Origin of the sequence: Streptomyces sp. NBC_01537 (genome assembly GCF_045040445.1) — a bacterium.
Classification (GTDB): domain Bacteria; phylum Actinomycetota; class Actinomycetes; order Streptomycetales; family Streptomycetaceae; genus Actinacidiphila.
Genome location: NZ_CP109392.1, coordinates 8,399,812 through 8,420,083, shown reverse-complemented (window position 1 = coordinate 8,420,083; position 20,272 = coordinate 8,399,812). Strand labels below are relative to the sequence as shown.

At 71.5% G+C, this 20,272-nt stretch carries 20 protein-coding genes; 11 read left to right on the top strand and 9 right to left on the bottom strand.

Annotated features, from left to right (window positions below):
* Positions 1-60: 60 nt before the first annotated feature.
* From OG607_RS38685 to OG607_RS38660, 6 genes are all read left to right on the top strand, one after another.
* Entirely contained in the window at positions 61-1,434 is a 1,374-nt protein-coding gene (locus tag OG607_RS38685; protein ID WP_405733940.1) for a ferric reductase-like transmembrane domain-containing protein, read from the top strand.
* A gap of 22 nt (positions 1,435-1,456) precedes the next feature.
* Positions 1,457-1,972 (top strand): FMN-binding protein, encoded by a 516-nt coding sequence (locus OG607_RS38680; protein WP_405733938.1) that lies wholly within the window; start codon positions 1,457-1,459, stop codon positions 1,970-1,972.
* Between the two features lie 84 nt (positions 1,973-2,056).
* Positions 2,057-3,421 carry a ferric reductase-like transmembrane domain-containing protein gene (locus OG607_RS38675; protein WP_405737336.1) on the top strand — a complete coding sequence of 455 codons (1,365 nt, stop codon included), beginning with the start codon at positions 2,057-2,059 and terminating at the stop codon, positions 3,419-3,421.
* Between the two features lie 61 nt (positions 3,422-3,482).
* Positions 3,483-4,037 (top strand): FMN-binding protein, encoded by a 555-nt coding sequence (locus OG607_RS38670; RefSeq protein WP_405733936.1) that lies wholly within the window; start codon positions 3,483-3,485, stop codon positions 4,035-4,037.
* A gap of 79 nt (positions 4,038-4,116) precedes the next feature.
* Positions 4,117-4,863, top strand: a complete 747-nt coding sequence (locus OG607_RS38665; RefSeq protein ID WP_405737333.1) for an FAD:protein FMN transferase — start codon at positions 4,117-4,119, stop codon at positions 4,861-4,863.
* A 58-nt stretch (positions 4,864-4,921) separates the two neighbouring features.
* Positions 4,922-5,701: an SDR family NAD(P)-dependent oxidoreductase gene (locus OG607_RS38660; RefSeq protein ID WP_405733934.1), complete on the top strand. Its 780-nt coding sequence runs from the start codon at positions 4,922-4,924 to the stop codon at positions 5,699-5,701.
* A gap of 9 nt (positions 5,702-5,710) precedes the next feature.
* Here OG607_RS38660 and OG607_RS38655 read toward each other — a convergent pair whose 3' ends face one another.
* The 5 genes from OG607_RS38655 to argC all read right to left on the bottom strand — a co-directional run bounded on the left by OG607_RS38655 (position 5,711) and on the right by argC (position 10,729).
* Positions 5,711-6,253, bottom strand: coding sequence for an arginine repressor (locus OG607_RS38655; RefSeq protein ID WP_405737331.1), 543 nt, complete (start codon positions 6,251-6,253; stop codon positions 5,711-5,713).
* 7 nt (positions 6,254-6,260) lie between these two features.
* Entirely contained in the window at positions 6,261-7,463 is a 1,203-nt protein-coding gene (locus OG607_RS38650; protein ID WP_405733932.1) for an acetylornithine transaminase, read from the bottom strand.
* Positions 7,460-8,389 (bottom strand): acetylglutamate kinase, encoded by a 930-nt coding sequence (gene argB, locus OG607_RS38645; protein ID WP_405733930.1) that lies wholly within the window; start codon positions 8,387-8,389, stop codon positions 7,460-7,462. The genes OG607_RS38650 and argB overlap by 4 nt, the downstream gene beginning before the upstream one ends.
* Positions 8,386-9,555 carry a bifunctional glutamate N-acetyltransferase/amino-acid acetyltransferase ArgJ gene (gene argJ / locus OG607_RS38640; RefSeq protein ID WP_405733928.1) on the bottom strand — a complete coding sequence of 390 codons (1,170 nt, stop codon included), beginning with the start codon at positions 9,553-9,555 and terminating at the stop codon, positions 8,386-8,388. Before argJ ends, argB begins: the two co-directional genes overlap by 4 nt.
* A 145-nt stretch (positions 9,556-9,700) precedes the next feature.
* Entirely contained in the window at positions 9,701-10,729 is a 1,029-nt protein-coding gene (gene argC, locus OG607_RS38635; protein ID WP_405733926.1) for an N-acetyl-gamma-glutamyl-phosphate reductase, read from the bottom strand.
* 112 nt (positions 10,730-10,841) lie between these two features.
* On the opposite strand from argC, the gene OG607_RS38630 reads away from it, so the two are divergent.
* Together OG607_RS38630 and OG607_RS38625 are read left to right on the top strand one after the other, a co-directional pair.
* A complete protein-coding gene (locus OG607_RS38630; protein ID WP_405733924.1) occupies positions 10,842-11,465 on the top strand; it encodes a TMEM175 family protein in 624 nt (207 codons plus the stop codon).
* A 107-nt stretch (positions 11,466-11,572) separates the two neighbouring features.
* The gene (locus tag OG607_RS38625; protein ID WP_405733922.1) at positions 11,573-12,781 is read left to right on the top strand and encodes a serine hydrolase domain-containing protein; all 1,209 of its coding nucleotides are present in this window, start codon (positions 11,573-11,575) and stop codon (positions 12,779-12,781) included.
* An 8-nt stretch (positions 12,782-12,789) separates the two neighbouring features.
* Here the strand turns inward: OG607_RS38625 and OG607_RS38620 are convergent, their stop codons facing one another.
* Complete coding sequence (locus OG607_RS38620; protein ID WP_405733920.1) at positions 12,790-13,563, bottom strand: LysR family substrate-binding domain-containing protein; 774 nt, start codon at positions 13,561-13,563, stop codon at positions 12,790-12,792.
* A gap of 58 nt (positions 13,564-13,621) precedes the next feature.
* On the opposite strand from OG607_RS38620, the gene OG607_RS38615 reads away from it, so the two are divergent.
* Entirely contained in the window at positions 13,622-14,014 is a 393-nt protein-coding gene (locus OG607_RS38615; RefSeq protein ID WP_405733919.1) for a DUF5997 family protein, read from the top strand.
* Between the two features lie 66 nt (positions 14,015-14,080).
* On the opposite strand, the gene OG607_RS38610 is transcribed toward OG607_RS38615, so the two are convergent.
* On the bottom strand, positions 14,081-16,300 hold the full coding sequence (locus tag OG607_RS38610) for an NADP-dependent isocitrate dehydrogenase (RefSeq protein ID WP_405733917.1): 2,220 nt from the start codon (positions 16,298-16,300) through the stop codon (positions 14,081-14,083).
* Between the two features lie 204 nt (positions 16,301-16,504).
* On the opposite strand from OG607_RS38610, the gene OG607_RS38605 reads away from it, so the two are divergent.
* Complete coding sequence (locus OG607_RS38605) at positions 16,505-17,965, top strand: aldehyde dehydrogenase family protein (RefSeq protein WP_405733915.1); 1,461 nt, start codon at positions 16,505-16,507, stop codon at positions 17,963-17,965.
* Between the two features lie 22 nt (positions 17,966-17,987).
* Here the strand turns inward: OG607_RS38605 and OG607_RS38600 are convergent, their stop codons facing one another.
* Both OG607_RS38600 and OG607_RS38595 read right to left on the bottom strand, forming a co-directional pair.
* The gene (locus OG607_RS38600; protein ID WP_405733913.1) at positions 17,988-18,857 is read right to left on the bottom strand and encodes an alkaline phosphatase family protein; all 870 of its coding nucleotides are present in this window, start codon (positions 18,855-18,857) and stop codon (positions 17,988-17,990) included.
* Between the two features lies 1 nt (position 18,858).
* Positions 18,859-19,275: a RidA family protein gene (locus OG607_RS38595; RefSeq protein ID WP_405733911.1), complete on the bottom strand. Its 417-nt coding sequence runs from the start codon at positions 19,273-19,275 to the stop codon at positions 18,859-18,861.
* 167 nt (positions 19,276-19,442) lie between these two features.
* On the opposite strand from OG607_RS38595, the gene OG607_RS38590 reads away from it, so the two are divergent.
* Positions 19,443-20,195, top strand: coding sequence for a nucleotidyltransferase domain-containing protein (locus OG607_RS38590; RefSeq protein ID WP_405733909.1), 753 nt, complete (start codon positions 19,443-19,445; stop codon positions 20,193-20,195).
* Positions 20,196-20,272 lie beyond the last annotated feature (77 nt).

Genomic DNA, 20,272 nt, shown 5'->3' with positions numbered 1-20,272 from the left:
GAGCAACCTCAGAGGTTGCGTGTCCACAGTGGGGCGGAAGGAACACCGGAAGGACACACCTTGGCCACCGTCCACGAACCCCCTCGGACCCGGCACCGCGCCGCCCCCGCGCCGATGCGGCCCCGGCGCTCGCCCGCTCCCGTCGTGCTCGCCCTGATCTGGGCCGGGGCCGCCGCCGTGCTCGCCCTCTGGTGGCAGGGCACGCCCTCGGTCGTGACCCAGGCGGACTGGCTGACCGACGGCGGCCGGATCGCCGGGCTGCTCAGCGGCTACGCATGCGCGGTGCTGGTCGCCCTGATGGCCCGCGTGCCCGCCCTGGAGCGCGGGGTCGGCAGTGACCGGGTGGCGCGCTGGCATGCCATGGCCGGCCGCTGGACGGTCTGCCTGCTCGTCGCGCATGTCGTGCTCATCGTGTGGGGTTACGCGGTCCAGGGCCACGCCTCGGTGTGGGAGGAGACGGTGAGCATCGTCTTCGACTACCCGGACATGCTCAAGGCCACCATCGGCACCCTGATCCTCTTCGCCGTCGGCATCGTCTCCGCGCGCGCCGTGCGCAGGCGGGTTCGCCACGAGACCTGGTACTACCTGCATCTGCTCACGTACGCGGCGCTCTTCCTCGCCTTCTTCCACCAGCTCTCCCTGGGCAACGAGTTCATCGGAAACACGCTTGCGCAGGCCGCCTGGTACGCGCTGTATCTCGGCGTCGCCGCCCTGGTGCTGTGGTTCCGGGTGCTCGCTCCCGTACGTCTCAACCTCCGGCACCGCCTGCGCGTGGCGGCCGTGATCCCGGAGGCGCCCGGGGTCTTCTCGGTGGTCGTGCACGGTGAGCGGCTGGGCGAGCTGGCCGCCGAGCCGGGGCAGTTCCTGCGCTGGCGGTTCCTGGCCCCGGGGCTGTACTGGACCTCCTCGCCGTACTCCCTGTCGGCGGCGCCCCGGCCGGACTCCCTGCGCATCACGGTCAAGGCACTCGGCGGCCACAGCGCCGCCGTCTCCACGCTGCGCCCCGGCACGCGCGTGTGGGCCGAGGGGCCCTACGGCGCGCTGACCGCCGGGCGGCGCAGCAGGGCCAAGGTGCTGCTGCTGGCGGGCGGCGTCGGTATCACGCCGCTGCGCGCGCTGTTCGAGTCGCTGCCGGCCGCGCCCGGCGACCTGACGCTGCTGTACCGGGCCCGCACCGCACAGGACCTGGCCCTGCGCACCGAGCTGGAGACGATAGCGGCGGCGCGCGGCGCCCGGCTGTTCTACGCGGTCAACGGCCCGGGCGGCGCCCGGGTCCCGATCACGGCGGCCGGGCTGCGGGACGTACTGCCGGACATCGCCGCGCACGACGTGTATCTGTGCGGGCCGTCCGGGATGGCCGAGGCGGCGTACGACGCGCTGATCGCGGCCGGGGTACCGGCCCGTCACATCCACCACGAGTCCTTCGAGCTGTGAGCCGCCTGTCATGAAGCCCGCGATGAATCCCTTCCGTACCCGTCCGCTGCGCCGCGTCCTGCTCGGCACCGTCGCGACCGTGTCGGGTGTGTCGGCGCTGCTGGCGCTGAAGCCGCACACCCAGACGACGGTGACGACGCAGGCGGCCGCGCAGTCGGCGACGCCGTCGGCCACGCCCAGCGCGACCGAGCCGTCCTCCTCGGCCTCTTCCTCCGCCTCGGCTTCTGCTTCTGCTTCTGCTTCGTCCGGCGCGGCGTCCACCACGAAGAAGATCACCGGTGACGCGATCCAGACCCGCTACGGCCCGGTGCAGGTCCAGATCACCCTGACCGGGGGCAAGCTGACCGCCGTCGACGTGCTCCAGGTCCCCGAGGACAACCCCAAGGATCAGCAGATCAACGACTACGCGGTGCCCGTCCTGACGCAGGAGACGCTGACCGCGCAGAGCGCGAGCATCGACAGCGTCTCCGGTGCGACCTACACCAGCGAGGGCTATATCACGTCACTGCAGAGCGCATTGGATAAATCGGGGAATTGAGTCGCCCCGGCATCGCGCGCGTAAGCACGGGTGCCGGAGAGGCGCTCCGGGCAGCTGTGCGGGAAGGGGATCAGGCCGTTGACGATGATTCAGAACAGCCGGGCCGGCCGGCGGCTCGCGATGCGCCGGATCCGTCCGCAGCGCTCGCCCGCTGTGCCGCTGGTCGCGCTGGCCTGGGCCGGCGCGGCGGTGGTGCTGTGGATGTGGTGGGAGAACACTCCCAACGTCGTCGGCACCGCCAACCAGCTGATCGCCGCCGGCCGGATCACCGGGCTGCTCGGGGCGTACACGATCGCGCTGGTCGTCGCCCAGATGGCCCGCGTACCCGCCCTGGAGAAACGTGTCGGCTCCGACCGGGTCGCGCGCTGGCACGCGATGAGCGGCCGGTACGCGATCAGCCTGGTCGTCGCCCACGTCGTACTGACCATCTATGGCTACTCGGAGCTGGCGAACGCCGGTGTCGTGTCCGAGGCCGTGACCGTGGTCACCGACTACCCGGACATGATCAAGGCGTTCGCGGGCACCCTGATGCTGCTGCTGGTCGGCTTCGTCTCGGCGAACGCCGCGCGCAGAAGAATGCGCTACGAGACCTGGTACTACATCCATCTCCTCACCTACGCGGCGGTCTTCCTCACCTTCTGGCACCAGCTGTCCACCGGCGCGGAGTTCGCCGGTGGCACCGTCGCGCGCACCGCCTGGTACGCGCTCTACCTCACGGTCACGGCGCTGGTGGTCTGGTACCGCGTCCTCACCCCGGTCCGGCTGAACCTCCGGCACCGGATGAAGGTCGTCGTGACGGTCGAGGAGGCGCCCGGCATCGTGTCCGTACTCATCGGCGGCCGCAAACTGCACCGGCTCGGCGCCGAGGCCGGGCAGTTCTTCCGGTGGCGGTTCCTCACCCCGGGGCTGCGCTGGAGCGCGAATCCGTACTCCCTGTCGGCCCCGCCCCGGCCCGGTCTGATGCGGATCACGGTGAAGGCGGTCGGTGGGCACAGCGCGGCGCTGGCGAGCCTGAAGCCGGGCACCAGGGTGTGGGCGGAGGGCCCGTACGGCGCCCTGACCGCCGCCCGCCGCACCCGGGGCAAGGTGCTGCTGCTGGCCGCCGGCGCGGGCATCACCCCGATGCGGGCGCTGTTCGAGACGCTGCCGGCGGCCCCCGGCGACCTGACGCTGCTGTACCGGGCGAAGTCGACGGACGACCTGGCGCTGTGGGGCGAGCTGAAGGGCATCGCCAAGGACCGCGGGGCGCGGCTGATGTACGCCGTCAACGGCCCGGACGGCTCCCGGCCGGAGTTCACCGCGGAGGGGCTCAAGGCGCGGCTGCCGGACCTCGACCGGCACGACGTCTTCCTGTGCGGCCCTCCGGGGCTGACGACGGAGTGGTTCCACACGCTCCGCGAGGCCGGGGTCCCGGAACGCCGTATCCACCACGAGTCCTTCGAGTTCTGAAGCCGTGAACGCCCGTTGAAGCCGTCAAAGCTGTGAAAGCAACCTCACGAGGTGAGAGTCAGTGAAGAAGAAGCACCCGCTGCGCCGGATCCTGCTCAGCACAGCGGCCACCGTCTCCGGCGTCGTCCTGCTGCTGGCCCTCAAGCAGCCGGCCGACAGCTCGGCCACCGCCGCCGCGCAGGCCCCGGCGGGCACCGGGGCACCGTCGGCGACGGCCTCGCAGAACGCCCAGGACGCCCAGGGCAGCGAGGGCGCCCAGCAGGACGAGCCGTCCTCGGGTCCCCTGCCGACGAAGTCCGTCGCCGGGTCTTCCGGGTCCACCGCCGCCGCGAGTCCGGGCGGTGGCGCGGCCGCCACGAAGTCCGTCACCGGAGACTCCGTCGACGCCCAGTACGGCGCCGTCCAGGTGAAGCTCACGGTCAGCGGCGGCAAGATCACCAAGGCGGAAACCCTGCAGGCACCCACCACCGGTCCGGGCGGCGACGCCGTTCCCAAACTCAACCAGGAGGTGGTGACCGCGCAGAGCGCGAACGTCGACGCCGTCTCCGGGGCGAGCTACACCAGCGAGGCCTACAAGAAGTCCTTGCAGAGCGCGATCGACAAGGCGGGACTCTGACGTCATGGCTCAGAAATCCAGCACCTCCACCTCCACCTCCGCCCCCGAGGACACCCGGCTCCGCCACGTCGAGCACGCCATGGGCACGGTGTTCTCCTTCGACGTGCGCGGGGCCGGGTCCGGCGCCGGTGCGGCCAGGACCCGGGCGGCACTCGACGCCGCCGTGTGCTGGCTGCACCGGGTGGACGAGGTGTTCTCCACCTTCCTCCCCGACAGCCAGATCAGCCGGCTGGCCCGCGACGAGCTCGCGCTGTCACGCTGCGACCCGGACGTGTGGGAGGTGCTGCGGCTGTGCGAGGACGCCGAGCGGCTCAGCGACGGCTGGTTCAGCGCGCGCTACGACATGGAGAACGACGGCGGCAGCGCCTTCGACCCGACCGGCCTGGTGAAGGGCTGGGCGGTGGAGCGGGCGGCCCGGATGCTGGTGTCGGCGGGCGCGGAGTCGGTCTGCCTCAACGGCGGCGGCGACATCCAGCTGCACGGCGGCCCCTGGCGGATCGGCATCTCCGACCCGCACCACCCCGGCGGGCTGGCCGCCATCGTCCAGGCCCATGACGAGCTGGCCGTGGCCACCTCCGGCCCCGCCGAGCGCGGCTGCCACATCCTCGACCCCAACACCGGCGAGCCCCCGGTCACCGACCTGGCCTCGGTCACCGTCGTCTGCCCCGGCCTCACCGACGCGGACGCGTGGGCCACGGCCGCGTACGCGATGGGCGGCGACCGCGCCCGCGCCTGGCTGGAGCAACTGCCCGACGCGGAGGGCTTCGCGGTCACCTCGGACGGCGGCACCTGGCAGACGAGCGGATTCGGGCGGTATACGGCTTAGCGCGGCGTAGTTTGCAAAGCTTGACGTACGGCACCCGCTGACCGCGAGAATGCCGCTTATGGATCTGGAACTCAACGACAAGGTCGTTCTGGTCACCGGAGGCTCGGACGGCCTCGGCGCTGCCCTGGTGCGGCGGCTGGCCGCCGAGGGTGCCCGTGTCGCGCTGTGCGGACGCGACCCGGAGCGCGTCGGCCGGCTGGTCAAGGAACTGGGCGAGAACGGCGCCGACGTGCTCGGCGTCCCCGCGGATGTCACCCGCCAGGAGGACCTGGAGCGCTTCCTGTCGGCGGCGGAGGGCCGCTGGGGGCACGTGGACGCCGTGGTCAACAACGCCGGCCGCAGTGCGCCCGGTCTCTTCGAGGCGCACGACGACTCCGCCTGGGAGGAGGACCTGCAGCTCAAGCTGCACGCCGCAGTCCGCCTGACCCGCCTGGCACTCCCCCACCTGCGGGCCGCCGGCGGCGGCAGTGTCGTCAACACCCTCGCCATCGCCGCCAAGGCCCCCGGCGCCGGCTCCATGCCCAGCTCCGTCTCCCGCGCCGCCGGGCTGGCCCTGACCAAGGGCCTGTCCAAGGAACTGGGCCCCGACAACATCCGGGTCAACGCGGTCCTCGTCGGCCTGGTCGAGAGCGGCCAGTGGGTCCGCCAGTCCGCCGGACTCGGCGTCCCCGTCGAGGACTTCTACACCTCACTGGCCGCCAACTCCGACATCCCGCTCGGCCGGGTCGGCCTGGCGGAGGAGTTCGCCGACCTGGTGGTCTTCCTGCTGTCCGCCCGGGCCGCGTACATCACCGGCACCGGCATCAACTTCGACGGCGGGCTGAGCCCGGTGGTGTGAGCCCTGAGGTCAGCGCTCGCCCGCCGCCAGCCGCAGCAGGTGGTCGGCGAGGGCCTGGCCGCCGCTGGGGCTGCGGCTGATGAGCATGACGGTGTCGTCGCCGGCGATCGTGCCGAGGATGTCGTAGACCTCGGCCTGGTCGATCGCCGAGGCGAAGAACTGGGCGGCGCCGGGCGGGGTGCGTACGACGACCAGATTCGCCGAGGCCTCGGCGGAGATGAGCAGTTCGCCGGCCAGCCTGCTCATCCGCTCCTCCTTGACGGACTCGCCGAGCGGAGCCTGCGGGGTGCGGTAACCGCCCTCGCTGGGCACGGCGTAGATCAGCTCGCCGTTGTTGGTGCGGATCTTGACCGCGCCCAGCTCGTCGAGGTCGCGGGAGAGCGTCGCCTGGGTGACGCTCAGCCCGTCGTCGGCGAGCAGTCTGGCGAGCTGGCTCTGCGACCGCACGGCCTGCCGGTTGAGGATGTCCACGATCCGGCGGTGGCGGGCCGTGCGGGTCTGCGGTACGGACTGGCCGCCCCCGCCGCTTTGCTGCGCCTGGGCCTCGCTCATCGTCGTGTCATTCTCCGGCTCGCTCTTCACTGTGTACATCGTATACAGAATCCAGAATACCGGGCAGCGCCTGGAGGAACGCATCCGTCTCCGCGTCCCCGACGATCAGCGGAGGCGCGAGCCGCACCACGCTCGGCACGGCGGCGTTCACCAGAAGCCCGGCTTCCTGAGCCGCCTGCTGCACCTGGGGCGAGAGGGGCTCGGTGAGCACGATACCCAGCAACAGGCCCGCACCGCGCACATGATCGACCAACGGGTGGTCCAGCAGTTCGATCCCCTCGCGCAGCTTCTCGCCCTGGTGCTTGACGTTGTCCAGGATCCCGTCGGCCGCGATGGTGTCCAGGACCGCGAGCGCGGCTGCGCACGCGACCGGGTTGCCGCCGAAGGTCGTACCGTGCCTGCCCGGCGTCAGCAGCTCCGCCGCGTCGCCGAAGGCGAGGGCCGCGCCGATCGGCAGCCCGCCGCCCAGCCCCTTGGCCAGCGTGACGACGTCGGGCTCGACGCCCTGCGCCTGGTGCTCGAACCAGTGGCCGGTCCGGCCGATGCCGGTCTGCACCTCGTCCATCACCAGCAGGGTGCCGGTCGCCCGGGTGATCTCGCGGGCCTCCCGCAGATAGCCGGTGGGGGGCACGACCACGCCGTTCTCGCCCTGGATCGGCTCGATGATGACCATGGCCGTCTGCTCGGTGACCGCCGCCCGCAGCGCCTCGGCGTCCCCGAAGGGCACATGCGTGACATCGCCGGGCAGCGGGTGGAAGCCGTCCTGCTTGCCGGGCTGGCCGGTCAGGGCGAGGGAGCCCATGGTCCGACCGTGGAAGGCGCCGGTGGTGGCGACCATGTGCGTACGGCCGGTGAGCCGGCCGATCTTGAAGGCGGCCTCGTTGGCCTCGGCGCCGGAGTTGCAGAACAGTACGCGGCCGGGCCGGCCGGCGAGCTGGAGCAGCCGCTCGGCCACCGCGAGGGTGGGCTCGGCGATGAAGAAGTTGGAGACATGGCCCAGCGTCCCGATCTGCCGGGTGACCGCCTCCACGACCGCCGGGTGCCCGGTGCCCAGCGCGTTGACCGCGATGCCGCCCAGGAAGTCCAGGTACTCCTTGCCGTCGGCGTCCCAGAACCTGGCGCCTTCGCCGCGCACGAGGGGCAGCCGCGGGGTGCCGTAGTTGTTCATCAGCGAGCCCTGCCACCGCTGTGCGAACTCCTGGTTGGTCATGACCGTCCCCCTTCGGTTCCGTTCGGCTCGTCGTTCGGCTGGTCGGGCACGACCATCGTGCCGATGCCGTCATTCGTGAAGATCTCAAGAAGGATCGAGTGCGCGACCCGGCCGTCGATGACGCGGGCGGTGTTGACCCCGTTGCGCACGGCGTGGAGGCAGCCCTCCATCTTCGGGACCATGCCGCTGGACAGCTCGGGCAGCAGCTTCTCCAGCTCGGCGGCGGTGAGCCGGCTGATCACCTCGTCGCTGTTGGGCCAGTCCTCGTAGAGGCCCTCGACATCGGTGAGGACCATCAGCGTCTCGGCGCCCAGCGCGGCGGCCAGCGCGGCGGCGGCGGTGTCGGCGTTGACGTTGTAGACGTGGTTGTCCTCGGCGCTGCGGGCGATCGAGGAGACGACCGGGATCCGGCCGTTCTCCAGCAGCGCCTCGATCGCGCCGGTGTCGATCGCGGTGATCTCGCCGACCCGGCCGATGTCCACGGACTCCCCGTCGATCTGCGGGAAGTGCTGTGTCGCGGTGATCGTGTGGGCGTCCTCGCCGGTCATGCCGACCGCGAGCGGCCCGTGCTGGTTGAGCAGCCCGACCAGCTCGCGCTGCACCTGCCCGGCCAGCACCATCCTTACGACGTCCATCGCCTCGGGCGTGGTGACCCGCAGGCCGGCCTTGAACTCGCTGACCAGGCCGTGCCGGTCGAGCTGGGCGTTGATCTGCGGGCCGCCGCCATGGACGACGACCGGCTTGAGACCGGCCTGCCGCAGGAAGACCACGTCCTGCGCGAACGCGGCCTTCAGCTCCTCGTCGATCATGGCGTTGCCGCCGAACTTGATGACGACGATCTTGCCGTTGTGGCGGGTGAGCCAGGGCAGCGCTTCGATGAGGATCTCGGCCTTGGGCAGGGCGGTGTGCTTGCGAGTAGTGCTCATGACGAGTACGCGCTGTTCTCGTGGACGTACTCCGCCGTCAGGTCGTTGGTCCAGATGGTGGCGGTCTGATCGCCCGCCGCCAGGTCGGCGGTGATGTGCACCTCGCGGAAGCGCATGTCGACCAGGTCGCGGTCCTCGCCGACCGAGCCGTTCTTGCACACCCACACCCCGTTGATGGCCACGTTCAGCCGGTCGGGCTCGAAGGCGGCGGCGGTCGTGCCGATCGCGGACAGCACCCGGCCCCAGTTGGGGTCCTCGCCGTGGAGGGCGCACTTGAGGAGGTTGTTGCGGGCGATGGAACGGCCGACCTCGACCGCGTCGTCCTCGCTCGCCGCGCCCACGACCTCGATCTTGATGTCCTTGGACGCACCCTCGGCGTCGCCGATCAGCTGGCGGGCCAGGTCCGCGCAGACCTTCTCGACGGCGGCGGCGAAGTCGTCGTAGGCGGGGGTGACCTCGGACGCGCCGGAGGCGAGCAGCAGCACGGTGTCGTTGGTCGACATGCAGCCGTCGGAGTCGGCCCGGTCGAAGGTCGTACGGGTCGCGGCGCGCAGCGCCTTGTCCAGGGTGGCGGCGTCCAGGTCGGCGTCCGTGGTGAGGACGACCAGCATGGTGGCCAGGCCGGGGGCGAGCATGCCCGCGCCCTTGGCCATGCCGCCGACGGTCCAGCCCGCGCCCTCGGCGACGGCGGTCTTGTGGACGGAGTCGGTGGTCTTGATGGCGATGGCGGCCTTCTCACCGCCGTACGGGGAGAGTTCGGCGGCGGCCTTGTGGATCCCCGGCAGCAGCTTGTCCATCGGGAGCCGGATGCCGATCAGCCCGGTGGAGGCAACGGCGACCTCGGCGGCACTGCCGCCGGTCACCTCGGCGACCTCCTCGGCCGTGGCGTGGGTGTCCTGGAAGCCCAGCGGGCCGGTGCAGGCGTTGGCGCCGCCGGAGTTGAGGACGACCGCGCTCACGACGCCGCCCTTGACGACCTGCTCGGACCACACGACCGGCGCGGCCTTGACGCGGTTGGAGGTGAAGACACCGGCGGCGGCCAGGCGCGGCCCGTTGTTGACCACGAGGGCCAGGTCCGGGTTGCCGCCACTCCCACTGATGAAAGGGGCCTTGATCCCGGCGGCGATTCCTGCCGCCGTGAATCCCTTGGCTGCGGTGACGCTCACGCGCGTGTCTCCTTCTTCGTCTTCGCTGCGTTGGGGGTGTCGCAGGGCGTGGCCCTGACCAGAAGCGTGGCGATCGCCCGCCGCGCGCTCAGCCGTGGACGGGACCTCGGCCTCGGCCCCGGCGGCCGGACCAGCCGCAGCCCGCTCACGGCGCCACCCCGCTGGTGGTCAGCCCCAGCTCCTCCGGGAGCCCGAGGGCGATGTTCATGCTCTGGATCGCGCCGCCGGCCGTGCCCTTGGTGAGGTTGTCGATCGCGCTGATCGCGATGATCCGCCCGGCCGCCTCGTCGTACGCGACCTGGATCAGCGCCGCGTTCGAGCCGTACACCGCCGACGTGGCAGGCCACTGCCCCTCGGGCAGCAGATGCGTGAACGGCTCGTCGGACAGCGCCTTCTCGTACGCCGCCCGTACGGTCTCCGCCGTCACGCCCGGCTTCGCCTTGGCGCTGCACGTGGCGAGGATGCCGCGGGACATCGGGGCCAGCGTCGGCGTGAAGGACACCGAGACCCGCTCCCCCGCCGCCGCCGACAGGTTCTGGATCATCTCGGGCGTGTGCCGGTGCCCGCCGCCCACCCCGTACGGGCTCATGCTGCCCATGACCTCGCTGCCCAGCAGGTGCGTCTTGGCGGCCTTGCCCGCGCCCGACGTCCCGGACGCCGCCACCACGACCGCCTCCGGCTCCGCCAGCCCCGCCGCGTACGCCGGGAACAGCGCGAGCGAGACCGCCGTCGGATAGCAGCCGGGCACCGCGATGCGCTTGGACCCCTCCAGCGCGGCGCGGGCGCCCGGCAGTTCGGGGAGACCGTAGGGCCAGGTGCCGGCGTGCGGGGAGCCGTAGAAGGCCTCCCAGTCGGCGGCGTCCTTGAGCCGGAAGTCGGCCCCGCAGTCCACGATCAGCGCGGTGTCGCCGAGCTGCTCGGCCACGGCGGCCGACTGTCCGTGCGGCAGCGCGAGGAAGACCACGTCATGGCCCGAGAGCGCCTCGGTGGTGGTCGCCTCCAGCACCCGGCCGGCCAGCGGCAGCAGGTGCGGCTGGAGTCCGCCGAGGCGCTGACCGGCGTTGGAGTTGCCCGTCAGTGCGCCGATCTCGATCTCCGGGTGGTTCAGCAGCAGACGCAGGACCTCTCCGCCCGCGTATCCGCTCGCTCCCGCCACCGCTGCCCGCAACACCATGTCATCCTCCAGAACCCGATGGCATGACTATACGGTGCCCGGAAGCTTTATGCAAAGATCTGGCGTCCCGGATGTGCCGGCAGCCAGGGCATGACGCCCTACTGTCGTCGACATGACCGAGCCAGTGGCACAGGCGCACCCACAGGAGAACGACCCGGGCACATCGCGCCTGATCTTTCTGTCCGACGGCATCTACGCCATCGCGATGACGCTGCTCGTCATCAACGTCACGATCCCCGCGCACCTGGACGACGCCGCGTTCCACAAGGCCCTGGCCGACGCGCTTCCCAACGTGGGCGCCTTCGCCCTCAGCTTCGCCCTCATCGCCGGATTCTGGCGTGACCACCGCCGCATCCTCACCGCATTGCCCACCGAGACAGCCATAGTCACCCGCCTGATCCTCCTCGGCCTCGGCCTGGTCGCCCTGCTGCCCTTCCCCACCACGCTCCTGGCCGAGTACGCCTCTCAGCCCGAGACCGTCGCCCTCTACGCGGGCGCCATGGCCGCGATCCATGCGGTGCACGCAACCCTGCTGCTGCTCACGCAACGCCAGGTGCACCCCTCGCCCGCATCGTCCGCCGCCGCGGCCCGCCGCCGCTTCACCGCCCAACTCGGTGCCAGCGTGCTGATCTTCGGCCTCTCCGTTCCCCTGGCCTTCGTCAACACGGCAGCAGCCATGTGGTTCTGGCTCACGCTCATCCCCGCCCAGTACTTCCTCGGCCGCCACCCCCGGTAGCCCAGGAGCACCTCGCGCAGTGCGGGCGTACTCCCTCCAGCGGACACACCGCACCGGGAGCGAGTGTTATGCCGTATTTCTTCGCATTGATCCATACATAGTGCAGCATGACCCGTACTCGTACAGTGCTGCTCTGTGCCGCCGCCCTGATCGCCGCCGTCCTGCCGACCGGCGCTGCCGCCGTTCCGGCCGACGGCCCCGGCAGGGCGCACGGCTGTGTCAACTCCCCGGGGCCGGTGCAGGGCCAGGCCCGCCGGATCCTCGACATCGCGCGGCAGGCCAAGCGGGAGCTCGACCTGAACTCGGTGATCCTGCGAGTGAACTCCGGCAGCCGGGTGGTCGTGACCCGCGCCCTCGGCCAGTCCATGACCGGGGTGCCCGCCGAGCCCGACATGCACTTCCGCTCCGGTTCCGTGGGCATCGTCTACATGGCCACGGTGCTGCTCCAGCTCGCCGAGGAGGGCAAGGTCCGGCTCGACGACCCGGTCTCGCGCTGGCTGCCGAAACTGCCGCACGCCGACCGGATCACGCTGCGCATGCTCGGCAGCACGACCTCGGGCCTCCACGACTACGTCACCGACCCGAAGTTCCTCAGCGCCCTCGAAGCCGCCCCCTTCCGCCACTGGACCGCGAAGGAGGTCATCGGCATCTCAACCGCCCACCCGCTCTGGTACGCGCCGGGCACCGACTGGAGCTACTCGCACGCGAACTTCCAGATCCTCGGCGCCGCCCTGGAGAAGATCACCGGCATGCGGCTCGACCGGCTCCTGGAGGAGCGCGTCATGAGCCCCCTCGGGCTGCGGGAGACCAGCAACAGCTACACCCCCGCAATTCCGGCGCCCGCCCTGCACGCCTTCACGTCCGAACGCGGCCACTACGAGGAATCCACCTACTGGAACCCCTCCTGGACCACCGCTCCCGGCGCCGTCCTCACCAGCGACATCTGCGACCTGGCCCGGTCGGCCCAGGCCATCGGTACCGGCGAGCTGCTCTCCCGCCGCTCCTTCCGTACCCAGCTCGACCCGGGGACGGTGGGTCTGGGCGGAGGGACGGCCGGCTGCCCGGCGACGGTCTGCCTGAAGAACACCGAGGCTCATCACTTCGGATTCGGCGTGATCGTCGTCAACGGCTGGATCCTGTCGAACCCGTCGTTCTCCGGCTACGCCGCCATCCAGGCCTATCTCCCCGCTCAGCGGCTGTCCATCGCCGTGGCCACCACCAAGGGCCACCACACCCCCGACGGGAACACCGCCCAGACCGTGGCCGAACACATCGCGGCCGCCCTCGCCCCCGGCCACCCGCTGGCCGCCGGCTGAAGGCCCGGTTACGACCGGCGGCGGGGCTTGCCGCGCTTGCCGCCCTTGGATCCGCCGGAACCCTTGGATCCGCCGGAGCTACCGGAGCCCCCGGAGCCGGTCCGGGGGTTCCGGGCGGCGGCCGACTTGTCGGCTGCGGGGCGCTTGCTCTTGGGCTGGGGCGGCGTCGGGGGGCGGCCGCGTGTGCTGTTGACGGTGCGCCCGCGCACGATGCCGATGAACTCCTCCACCAGCTCGGTGGTCGCGTCCTCCGGCCAGGACAGCGCGACGCGCGACTCGGGGGCGTCGGAGACCGGCCGGTAGGTGAGGTCCCTGCGGTGGTGCAGGCGGGCGAGTGACTGCGGGACGACGAGCAGCCCCACTCCCGCCGCGACCAGTTCGACGGCGTCCTCGGTCGTGGCGGGGCGCTCGTTGGCGGGCCGTCCCGGCGGGCGCTCCCAGTCGAGGGTGTCGTCGAGGGGATGCAGGAGGATGTCGTCGGCCAGATCGGCGGCGGAGACCTCGTCGACCGCCGTCACGATGTGGTCCTTGGGGACCACGACCACCGTCGTCTCCGTGTAGAGCGGGATCGCGCTCAGGCCCGTCCGGTCGATCGGCAGCCGTACGAACGCCGCGTCGACGGCGCCGCTGCGCAGCAGGTCGACGGCCTCATCGGCGGACACCGGGACGAGCATCAGCGTGACCCCAGGAAGCCGCTCGTGCCAGATCCGTGCCCACTTGCTGGGCGTCACCCCCCGGACGTACGCGAGCCGGAACGACGGGGGTGCTTCCGAGACTGTCACGGGCCCAGGCTACCGGCCGTGGTCAGCGGTAGCGCACGCGCTCGATACCCTTGACACCATGACGTCGCAGCAGACCACCCAGACAATGAAGCCCGCGACAGCGGCGAAGAAGCTGGGTGTGTACCTTGAGGCCACCCCCGCCGAGTTCCAGGAGGGTGTCGTCTCGCGCACCGAGCTGAGTGCCCTACAGGCCGATCCGCCCGAGTGGCTGCAGGAACTGCGACGCAACGGCCCGCACCCGCGGCCGGTGGTCGCGGCGAAGCTCGGCGTCTCCATCGCGGGCCTCGCGCGCGGCGGAGTCGCGGACGCCCTCACCACCGAGCAGATCGACGCGCTGAAGCAGGACCTCCCCGAGTGGCTCCAGAAGGAACGCGCCACCCAGGCCGAGGTCCGCAAGGAAGCACTGCGCATCAAGGAGAAGAACGCCAGCCGGGACGACCGGTCCCGCTGACGCCGTGTTCCGAGCACGAAATCGCCCCGGCCGGTGGAATCCGGCCGGGGCGGTCGCGTACGCGGGTCAGCCCAGGGTCGCGATGGCCTGGTTGAAGGTCTCGGACGGACGCATGACGGCCGAGGCCTTGGCCGGGTCGGGCTGGTAGTAGCCGCCGATGTCGGCCGGGGAGCCCTGGACGGCGATCAGCTCGGCGACGATGGTCTGCTCCTGCTCGCCGAGCGTCTTGGCGAGGGCGGCGAAGGCTCCGGCGAGCTGGGCGTCGTCGGTCTGCGCGGCCAGCTCCTGGGCCCAGTACAGGGACAGGTAGAAGTGGCTGCCGCGGTTGTCGATGCCGCCGAGGCGGCGGCTGGGCGACTTGTCCTCGGTGAGGAAGGTGGCGGTGGCGCGGTCCAGGGTGTCGGCGAGGACCTGGGCGCGGGCGTTGCCGGTGGTCTGCGCGAGGTGCTCGAAGCTCACGGCGAGGGCGAGGAACTCGCCCAGGCTGTCCCAGCGCAGGTAGTTCTCCTTGACGAGCTGCTGCACGTGCTTGGGGGCCGAGCCGCCCGCGCCGGTCTCGAAGAGGCCGCCGCCGTTCATGAGCGGGACGACGGAGAGCATCTTGGCGCTCGTGCCCAGCTCAAGGATCGGGAAGAGGTCGGTGAGGTAGTCGCGCAGCACGTTGCCGGTGACGGAGATGGTGTCCTCGCCGCGGCGGATGCGCTCCAGGGAGAAGGCGGTGGCCTCGACCGGGGACAGGATCTTGATGTCCAGGCCCTCGGTGTCGTGCTCGGCCAGGTACGTCCTGACCTTGGCGATGAGCGTGGCGTCGTGCGCGCGGCCCTCGTCGAGCCAGAAGACCGCCGGGTTGCCGGTCGCGCGGGCGCGGGAGACGGCGAGCTTGACCCAGTCCTGGATGGGCAGGTCCTTGGTCTGGCACATACGGAAGATGTCGCCGGCGGCCACGGCCTGCTCAAGGACGACGTTGCCCGCGGTGTCCACGACCCGGACCGTGCCGGGGGCGGCGATCTCGAAGGTCTTGTCGTGGCTGCCGTACTCCTCGGCCTTCTGCGCCATCAGGCCGACGTTGGGCACCGAGCCCATCGTGGCCGGGTCGAAGGCGCCGTTGGCGCGGCAGTCGTCGATGACCACCTGGTAGACGCCGGAGTAGCTGCTGTCCGGGAGGACGGCGAGGGTGTCGGCCTCCTGGCCGTCCGGGCCCCACATGTGGCCGGAGGTGCGGATCATGGCCGGCATGGAGGCGTCGACGATGACATCGCTCGGCACGTGCAGGTTGGTGATGCCCTTGTCGGAGTCCACCATCGCCAGCGCCGGGCCCTCGGCGACCTCGGCCTCGAAGGACGCCTTGATGGCGTCACCGTCGGGCAGGGCCTCCAGGCCCTTGAGAATGCCGCCGAGGCCGTCGTTCGGGGTCAGGCCGGCGGCGGCGAGGGTCTCGCCGTACGTGGCGAAGGTCTTCGGGAAGAAGGTCCGCACGACGTGGCCGAAGATGATCGGGTCGGAGACCTTCATCATCGTGGCCTTCAGGTGGACCGAGAACAGCACGCCCTCGGCCTTGGCGCGCGCGACCTGCGCGGCGAGGAACTCGTTCAGCGCGGCGACGCGCAGCACGGACGCGTCCACGACCTCGTCCTTCAGGACGGGTACGGACTCGCGCAGGACGGTGGTGGTGCCGTCCGCCCCGGCGAGCTCGATGCGCAGGGAGCCGGGCTCGGCGATGACGGCGGACTTCTCGGTGGAGCGGAAGTCGTCGGCGCCCATGGTGGCGACGTTCGTCTTCGACTCGGACGTCCAGGCGCCCATGCGGTGCGGGTTCGTCTTGGCGTAGTTCTTGACCGAGGCCGGCGCGCGGCGGTCGGAGTTGCCCTCGCGCAGGACCGGGTTGACCGCGCTGCCCTTGATCTTGTCGTAGCGCGCGCGGACGTCCTTGTCCTCGTCGGACTTCGGGTCGTCCGGGTAGTCCGGCAGCGCGTAGCCCTGGCCCTGGAGCTCGGCGATCGCGGCCTTCAGCTGCGGGATCGAGGCCGAGACGTTGGGCAGCTTGATGATGTTGGCCCCGGGGGTCTTGGCCAGCTCACCGAGCTCGTGCAGCGCGTCCTCGATGCGCTGCCCCTCCTCGAGGAACTCGGGGAAGACGGCGATGATCCGGCCCGCCAGGGAGATGTCACGGCTCTCCACGGTGACCCCGGCCGTCGAGGCGTACGCCTGGATGACCGGCAGGAACGAGTACGTCGCCAGGGCAGGCGCCTCGTCGGTGTGCGTATAGATGATGGTCGAGTCAGTCACCGGGTGCTCCGCTCCACGTCTGCAACATTGCTCGACATCAAGATATCTCCTGCCCGGCCCGGTCGAACAACGCGCCCGCCGAAAGCGTTGACAGGATCGGGCGGCGGGCGAAGACTCCTCCCTAGTCAAATATTCAATGAACGATAGTTCACTATGCGAACGCGAACGCGCGGGACCGCGAGCACGAGCAAAGGACTGCCGGACATGACCATCAACCGTGACCTCTTCATCGCCGGTAAGGACGTGCCCGCCGTGTCGGGCCGCACCACCGAGGACGTCAACCCCTACACCGGCGAGGTGTACGCCACCCTCGCCGCGGGCGGGGCCGAGGACGTCACCCTCGCCGTGGACGCCGCCCAGGCCGCTTTCGAGGACTGGGCCGCCGTCAGCCCCTTCGCGCGCCGGGCGATCTTCCTCAAGGCCGCCGACATCCTGGAGTCGCGCGGCGAGCAGGCCGCCGACCTCATGGCCGGCGAGGCGGGCGGCACCCGGCCGTGGGCGTACTTCAACGTCGCCCTGGCCGCCAACATGCTCCGCGAGGCCGCCGCCGCGATCACCGCGCCCAGGGGCGAGGTGCTCACCTCGCAGGAGGAGGGCGCGCTGGGCCTGGCGGTGCGCGAGCCGGTCGGGGTCGTGGCGGCCTTCGCGCCGTGGAACGCGCCGGTGATCCTGGGCGTACGGGCCGTGGCCGCGCCGCTCGCGGCCGGCAACACGGTCGTCGTCAAGCCGAGCGAGGACGCGCCCCTGGCATGCGGGCTGTTCGTCGCGGATGTCCTCAGGGAAGCCGGGCTGCCGGACGGCGTGCTCAATGTCGTCACCAATGCCCCGGAGGACGCGGCCGAGGTCGCCGAGGCACTGGTCAGCGACTCGCGAGTGCGGGCCGTCAACTTCACCGGCTCCACGAACATCGGCCGGATCATCGGCACCCACGCGGCCAGGCACCTCAAGCCGGCCGTCCTCGAACTCGGCGGCAAGAACGCCATCCTGGTGCTGGCCGACGCCGACGTGGACTACGCCGTCGACGCCGTCACCTTCGGCGTCTTCATGAACGCCGGCCAGATCTGCATGTCCGGCGACCGGATCCTGGTCCACGAGTCGCTGGCCGAGGAGTTCACCGCCAAGTTCACGGCCAAGGTCGCCGGGCTGCCCTCCGGTAACCCCGCCGAGCCCACCACCGTCATCGGCCCGCTGGTCAGCGCCGCCGCCGCGCAACGGGTCGCCCGCCTGGTCGCCGACGCCACCGCCAAGGGCGCCACGCTGCTGCTCGGCGGCGGCGAGCCCGAGGGTGCGGTGCACCCCGCGACCGTGCTGAGCGGGGTCCCCAAGGACGCCGAGCTCTTCCACGGCGAGGCCTTCGGCCCGGTCTGCGTCGTCGAGACCTTCGCGACCGACGACGAGGCGATCGCGCTGGCCAACGACACGGAGAACGGCCTCACCGCCGGCATCATCACCGAGAACGGCACCCACGGCCTCGCCGTCGCCCGGCGCCTGAAGACCGGCATCGTCCACATCGGCGACCAGTCGGTGGCGGACGAGCCGCAGGCCCCCTTCGGCGGCTTCAAGGCCTCGGGCTACGGACGCTTCGGCGGCCGCTGGGGCATCGACGCCTTCAGCAACACCCGCTGGGTGACGCTGGCGACCCAGCACGCGCACTTCCCGTTCTAGACGGCTAGGCCCTGTCCGGCTTCTACGCCGCCTGCAGAGGGTTTCCGTCCAGCTGCCACGCCGGGTCGACGGCGATCCCGAGGCGGTGCAGCACGGTGGGCGCGATGTCCACCAGCCGTGGTTCCTGCAGAGGCTCGCCGAGCTGCCGGTCCAGCTCGGCGAGCACCACGAACACCTCACGCTCGGCATGCGTGACGCCGCCGTGGCCGCCCTCGTCCAGATGCCCGTGGTCCGTCGTGACCAGGACCGTCCACCGCTCCCCCGGAAAGGTGCGCCGCGCCCGGATCGCGTCGAGCAGCCGTCCGAGGTAGCCGTCCTGGCGCAGCAGCGCCTCGTCGTAGTCGGCGCCGAGCGGCCCGGCCTCGTGGGCGGCCTCGTCGGTGCCCCCGAAGTACACGAACAGCGCGTCAGGGTCGTGTTCCGCCAGCCACCGCTCGGCGGTCTCCGCGACGGCGCGGTCGCAGCCGTCGTATCCGTCGCCGTCCCCGTCGAAGTGCGCCCGCAGGTCGATGTCCGGGCCGATCGTGCCGTGCGTCGCCAGGTGCCCCCAGGACACCACGGCGGCGGTGACCAGGTTCGGACGGGCCGCCTTGGCCCGGGTGAGGAAGTCCGGGTAGCGGCCGTAGTCGGGCGCGGCGAAGCCGTTGTCCATCACGCCGTGCTTGTCGGGCCACACCCCGGTCACGACCGTCGACCAGCCCGGACCCGAGTCGGTGTAGGCGATGCCCTCCACCCCGTCGGCGTCGCCCGGCACGCCGTACGGCAGCAGGCTCGTGCCGTACGAGCCGCTCGCCATCAGGCCGTGCAGCACGGGCGCGCCCGACTCCGACCTGGTCAGCCGGTCGAAGCGGAGCCCGTCCATGCCGACGACCAGCATCTTCGGCTCTGTCATGTCAGTCCTGCTCTGCCGGCACCGCGACGACGGCGTCGACCTCGATGAGCAGCTCCGGCAGATAGAGCCCGGCCACCCGCACCAGCGAGCTCGCCGGGTTCGGACGGTCGCCGAGCGCGGGCCGGATCAGCTCGTCCCGTACGTCCCGCACCGCCTGGATGTCGGTCACATCCGTCACGTACCAGTTGAAGCGGACGACATCCGGCCAGTCAGCACCGAGCGAGCGCACCACCCGGTGCAGATTGCCCAGCGCCTGCCGTGTCTGGGCCGCCATGTCGCCGCCGACGGGCCTGCCCCCGCTGTCGACCGCCACCTGGCCGGAGACGAAGGCCAGCCGTCCGGATGCGGTCACCGCGTGGGCGTAGCCGGGGTTGCCGGCGAGGTCGGCGACGGCGGTGAGGTGATCGTGGATCGGCACGGGGCATCCTCCTGCGGACGGACTTCGCGGAAACGGAAACGTACCTCGCACCGCAGCCGCCCCCGGAGGCGGGACCGGCCGGGCTCGCGCGTCAGCGGGCGAGCCGATCGGAAAGCCCCGGCAATTCCCGTGCCACGGAGGCCTGTTGACGCGTACGGTCTCCGATCATGGACGATCCGATCCGCGCCGCGCGCACCCTGGTCGGGGAGCTGTTCCCCGATGCCCTCGCCGCCATCCTCGGCGGTTCCACGGCCCACGGGAAGGGCACCCCGACCTCGGACCTGGACATCGTGGTGGTGCTGGACGGGCCTGCCGAGATTCGGGCCGAGTCGCTGCTCTGGCGGTCCTGGCCGGTCGAGGTCTTCGTCCAGACGTACGAGTCGGCGCTGGCCTTCATGAAATGGGACCGGGGGCGCGGGACGGCCACGCTCGCCTTCATGTGCGGGCGGGGCGTCATCCTGCTCGACCGCGACGGCAGCGCCGCGCGGCTGCGCTCCACGGCGGAGCGGATCATCGGCGAGGGCCGCCCGGCCGCCTCCGGGGCGGACCTGGACCGGCTGCGCTACACGGTCACCGATCTGCGGGACGACCTCACCGGCGCCCCGGACGGCGAGGAGACCGCGGACGAGCTGCTGGCCATTGCCGCCGCCCTGCTCAACGACACGGCCGCGCTGCTGTTCGCCGCGCTCCCGCACTGGGGCGGCGGCGGCAAGTGGCTGCCGCGCCGGCTGCGCGAGGCCGACCCCGAGCTGGCGGAGCCACTGCTGGCGGGCTACCGCACGCTGGTGCGCGGCGGCCCCCGCGAGCCCTTCGCGGAAGCGGTCGGCGCCGTGCTCGACCGGTGCGGCGGGCCGCTGTGGGCGGGTTTCACGCGCACCCTGGACGCCCGGATGCGGGCCGAGCTGGGGCTGGTGGACTGACTCCGGTCCCGGCCCCGGGCCGACAGGGTGCGGACCTGGCCGCCGACCCTAGACTGGAGGCGCAGGATTCAGACCGC

What these genes read in the sequence shown, in the direction of transcription:
- OG607_RS38680 (WP_405733938.1), top strand. Translation starts at nt 1,457, where the DNA reads ATGAATCCCTTCCGTACCCGTCCGCTGCGCCGCGTCCTGCTCGGCACC.
- OG607_RS38675 (WP_405737336.1), top strand. Translation starts at nt 2,057, where the DNA reads ATGATTCAGAACAGCCGGGCCGGCCGGCGGCTCGCGATGCGCCGGATC.
- OG607_RS38665 (WP_405737333.1), top strand. Translation starts at nt 4,117, where the DNA reads ATGGGCACGGTGTTCTCCTTCGACGTGCGCGGGGCCGGGTCCGGCGCC.
- OG607_RS38660 (WP_405733934.1), top strand. Translation starts at nt 4,922, where the DNA reads ATGGATCTGGAACTCAACGACAAGGTCGTTCTGGTCACCGGAGGCTCG.
- OG607_RS38655 (WP_405737331.1), bottom strand. Translation starts at nt 6,253, where the DNA reads ATGAGCGAGGCCCAGGCGCAGCAAAGCGGCGGGGGCGGCCAGTCCGTA.
- OG607_RS38650 (WP_405733932.1), bottom strand. Translation starts at nt 7,463, where the DNA reads ATGACCAACCAGGAGTTCGCACAGCGGTGGCAGGGCTCGCTGATGAAC.
- argB (WP_405733930.1), bottom strand. Translation starts at nt 8,389, where the DNA reads ATGAGCACTACTCGCAAGCACACCGCCCTGCCCAAGGCCGAGATCCTC.
- argC (WP_405733926.1), bottom strand. Translation starts at nt 10,729, where the DNA reads ATGGTGTTGCGGGCAGCGGTGGCGGGAGCGAGCGGATACGCGGGCGGA.
- OG607_RS38630 (WP_405733924.1), top strand. Translation starts at nt 10,842, where the DNA reads ATGACCGAGCCAGTGGCACAGGCGCACCCACAGGAGAACGACCCGGGC.
- OG607_RS38625 (WP_405733922.1), top strand. Translation starts at nt 11,573, where the DNA reads ATGACCCGTACTCGTACAGTGCTGCTCTGTGCCGCCGCCCTGATCGCC.
- OG607_RS38615 (WP_405733919.1), top strand. Translation starts at nt 13,622, where the DNA reads ATGACGTCGCAGCAGACCACCCAGACAATGAAGCCCGCGACAGCGGCG.
- OG607_RS38605 (WP_405733915.1), top strand. Translation starts at nt 16,505, where the DNA reads ATGACCATCAACCGTGACCTCTTCATCGCCGGTAAGGACGTGCCCGCC.
- OG607_RS38600 (WP_405733913.1), bottom strand. Translation starts at nt 18,857, where the DNA reads ATGACAGAGCCGAAGATGCTGGTCGTCGGCATGGACGGGCTCCGCTTC.
- OG607_RS38590 (WP_405733909.1), top strand. Translation starts at nt 19,443, where the DNA reads ATGGACGATCCGATCCGCGCCGCGCGCACCCTGGTCGGGGAGCTGTTC.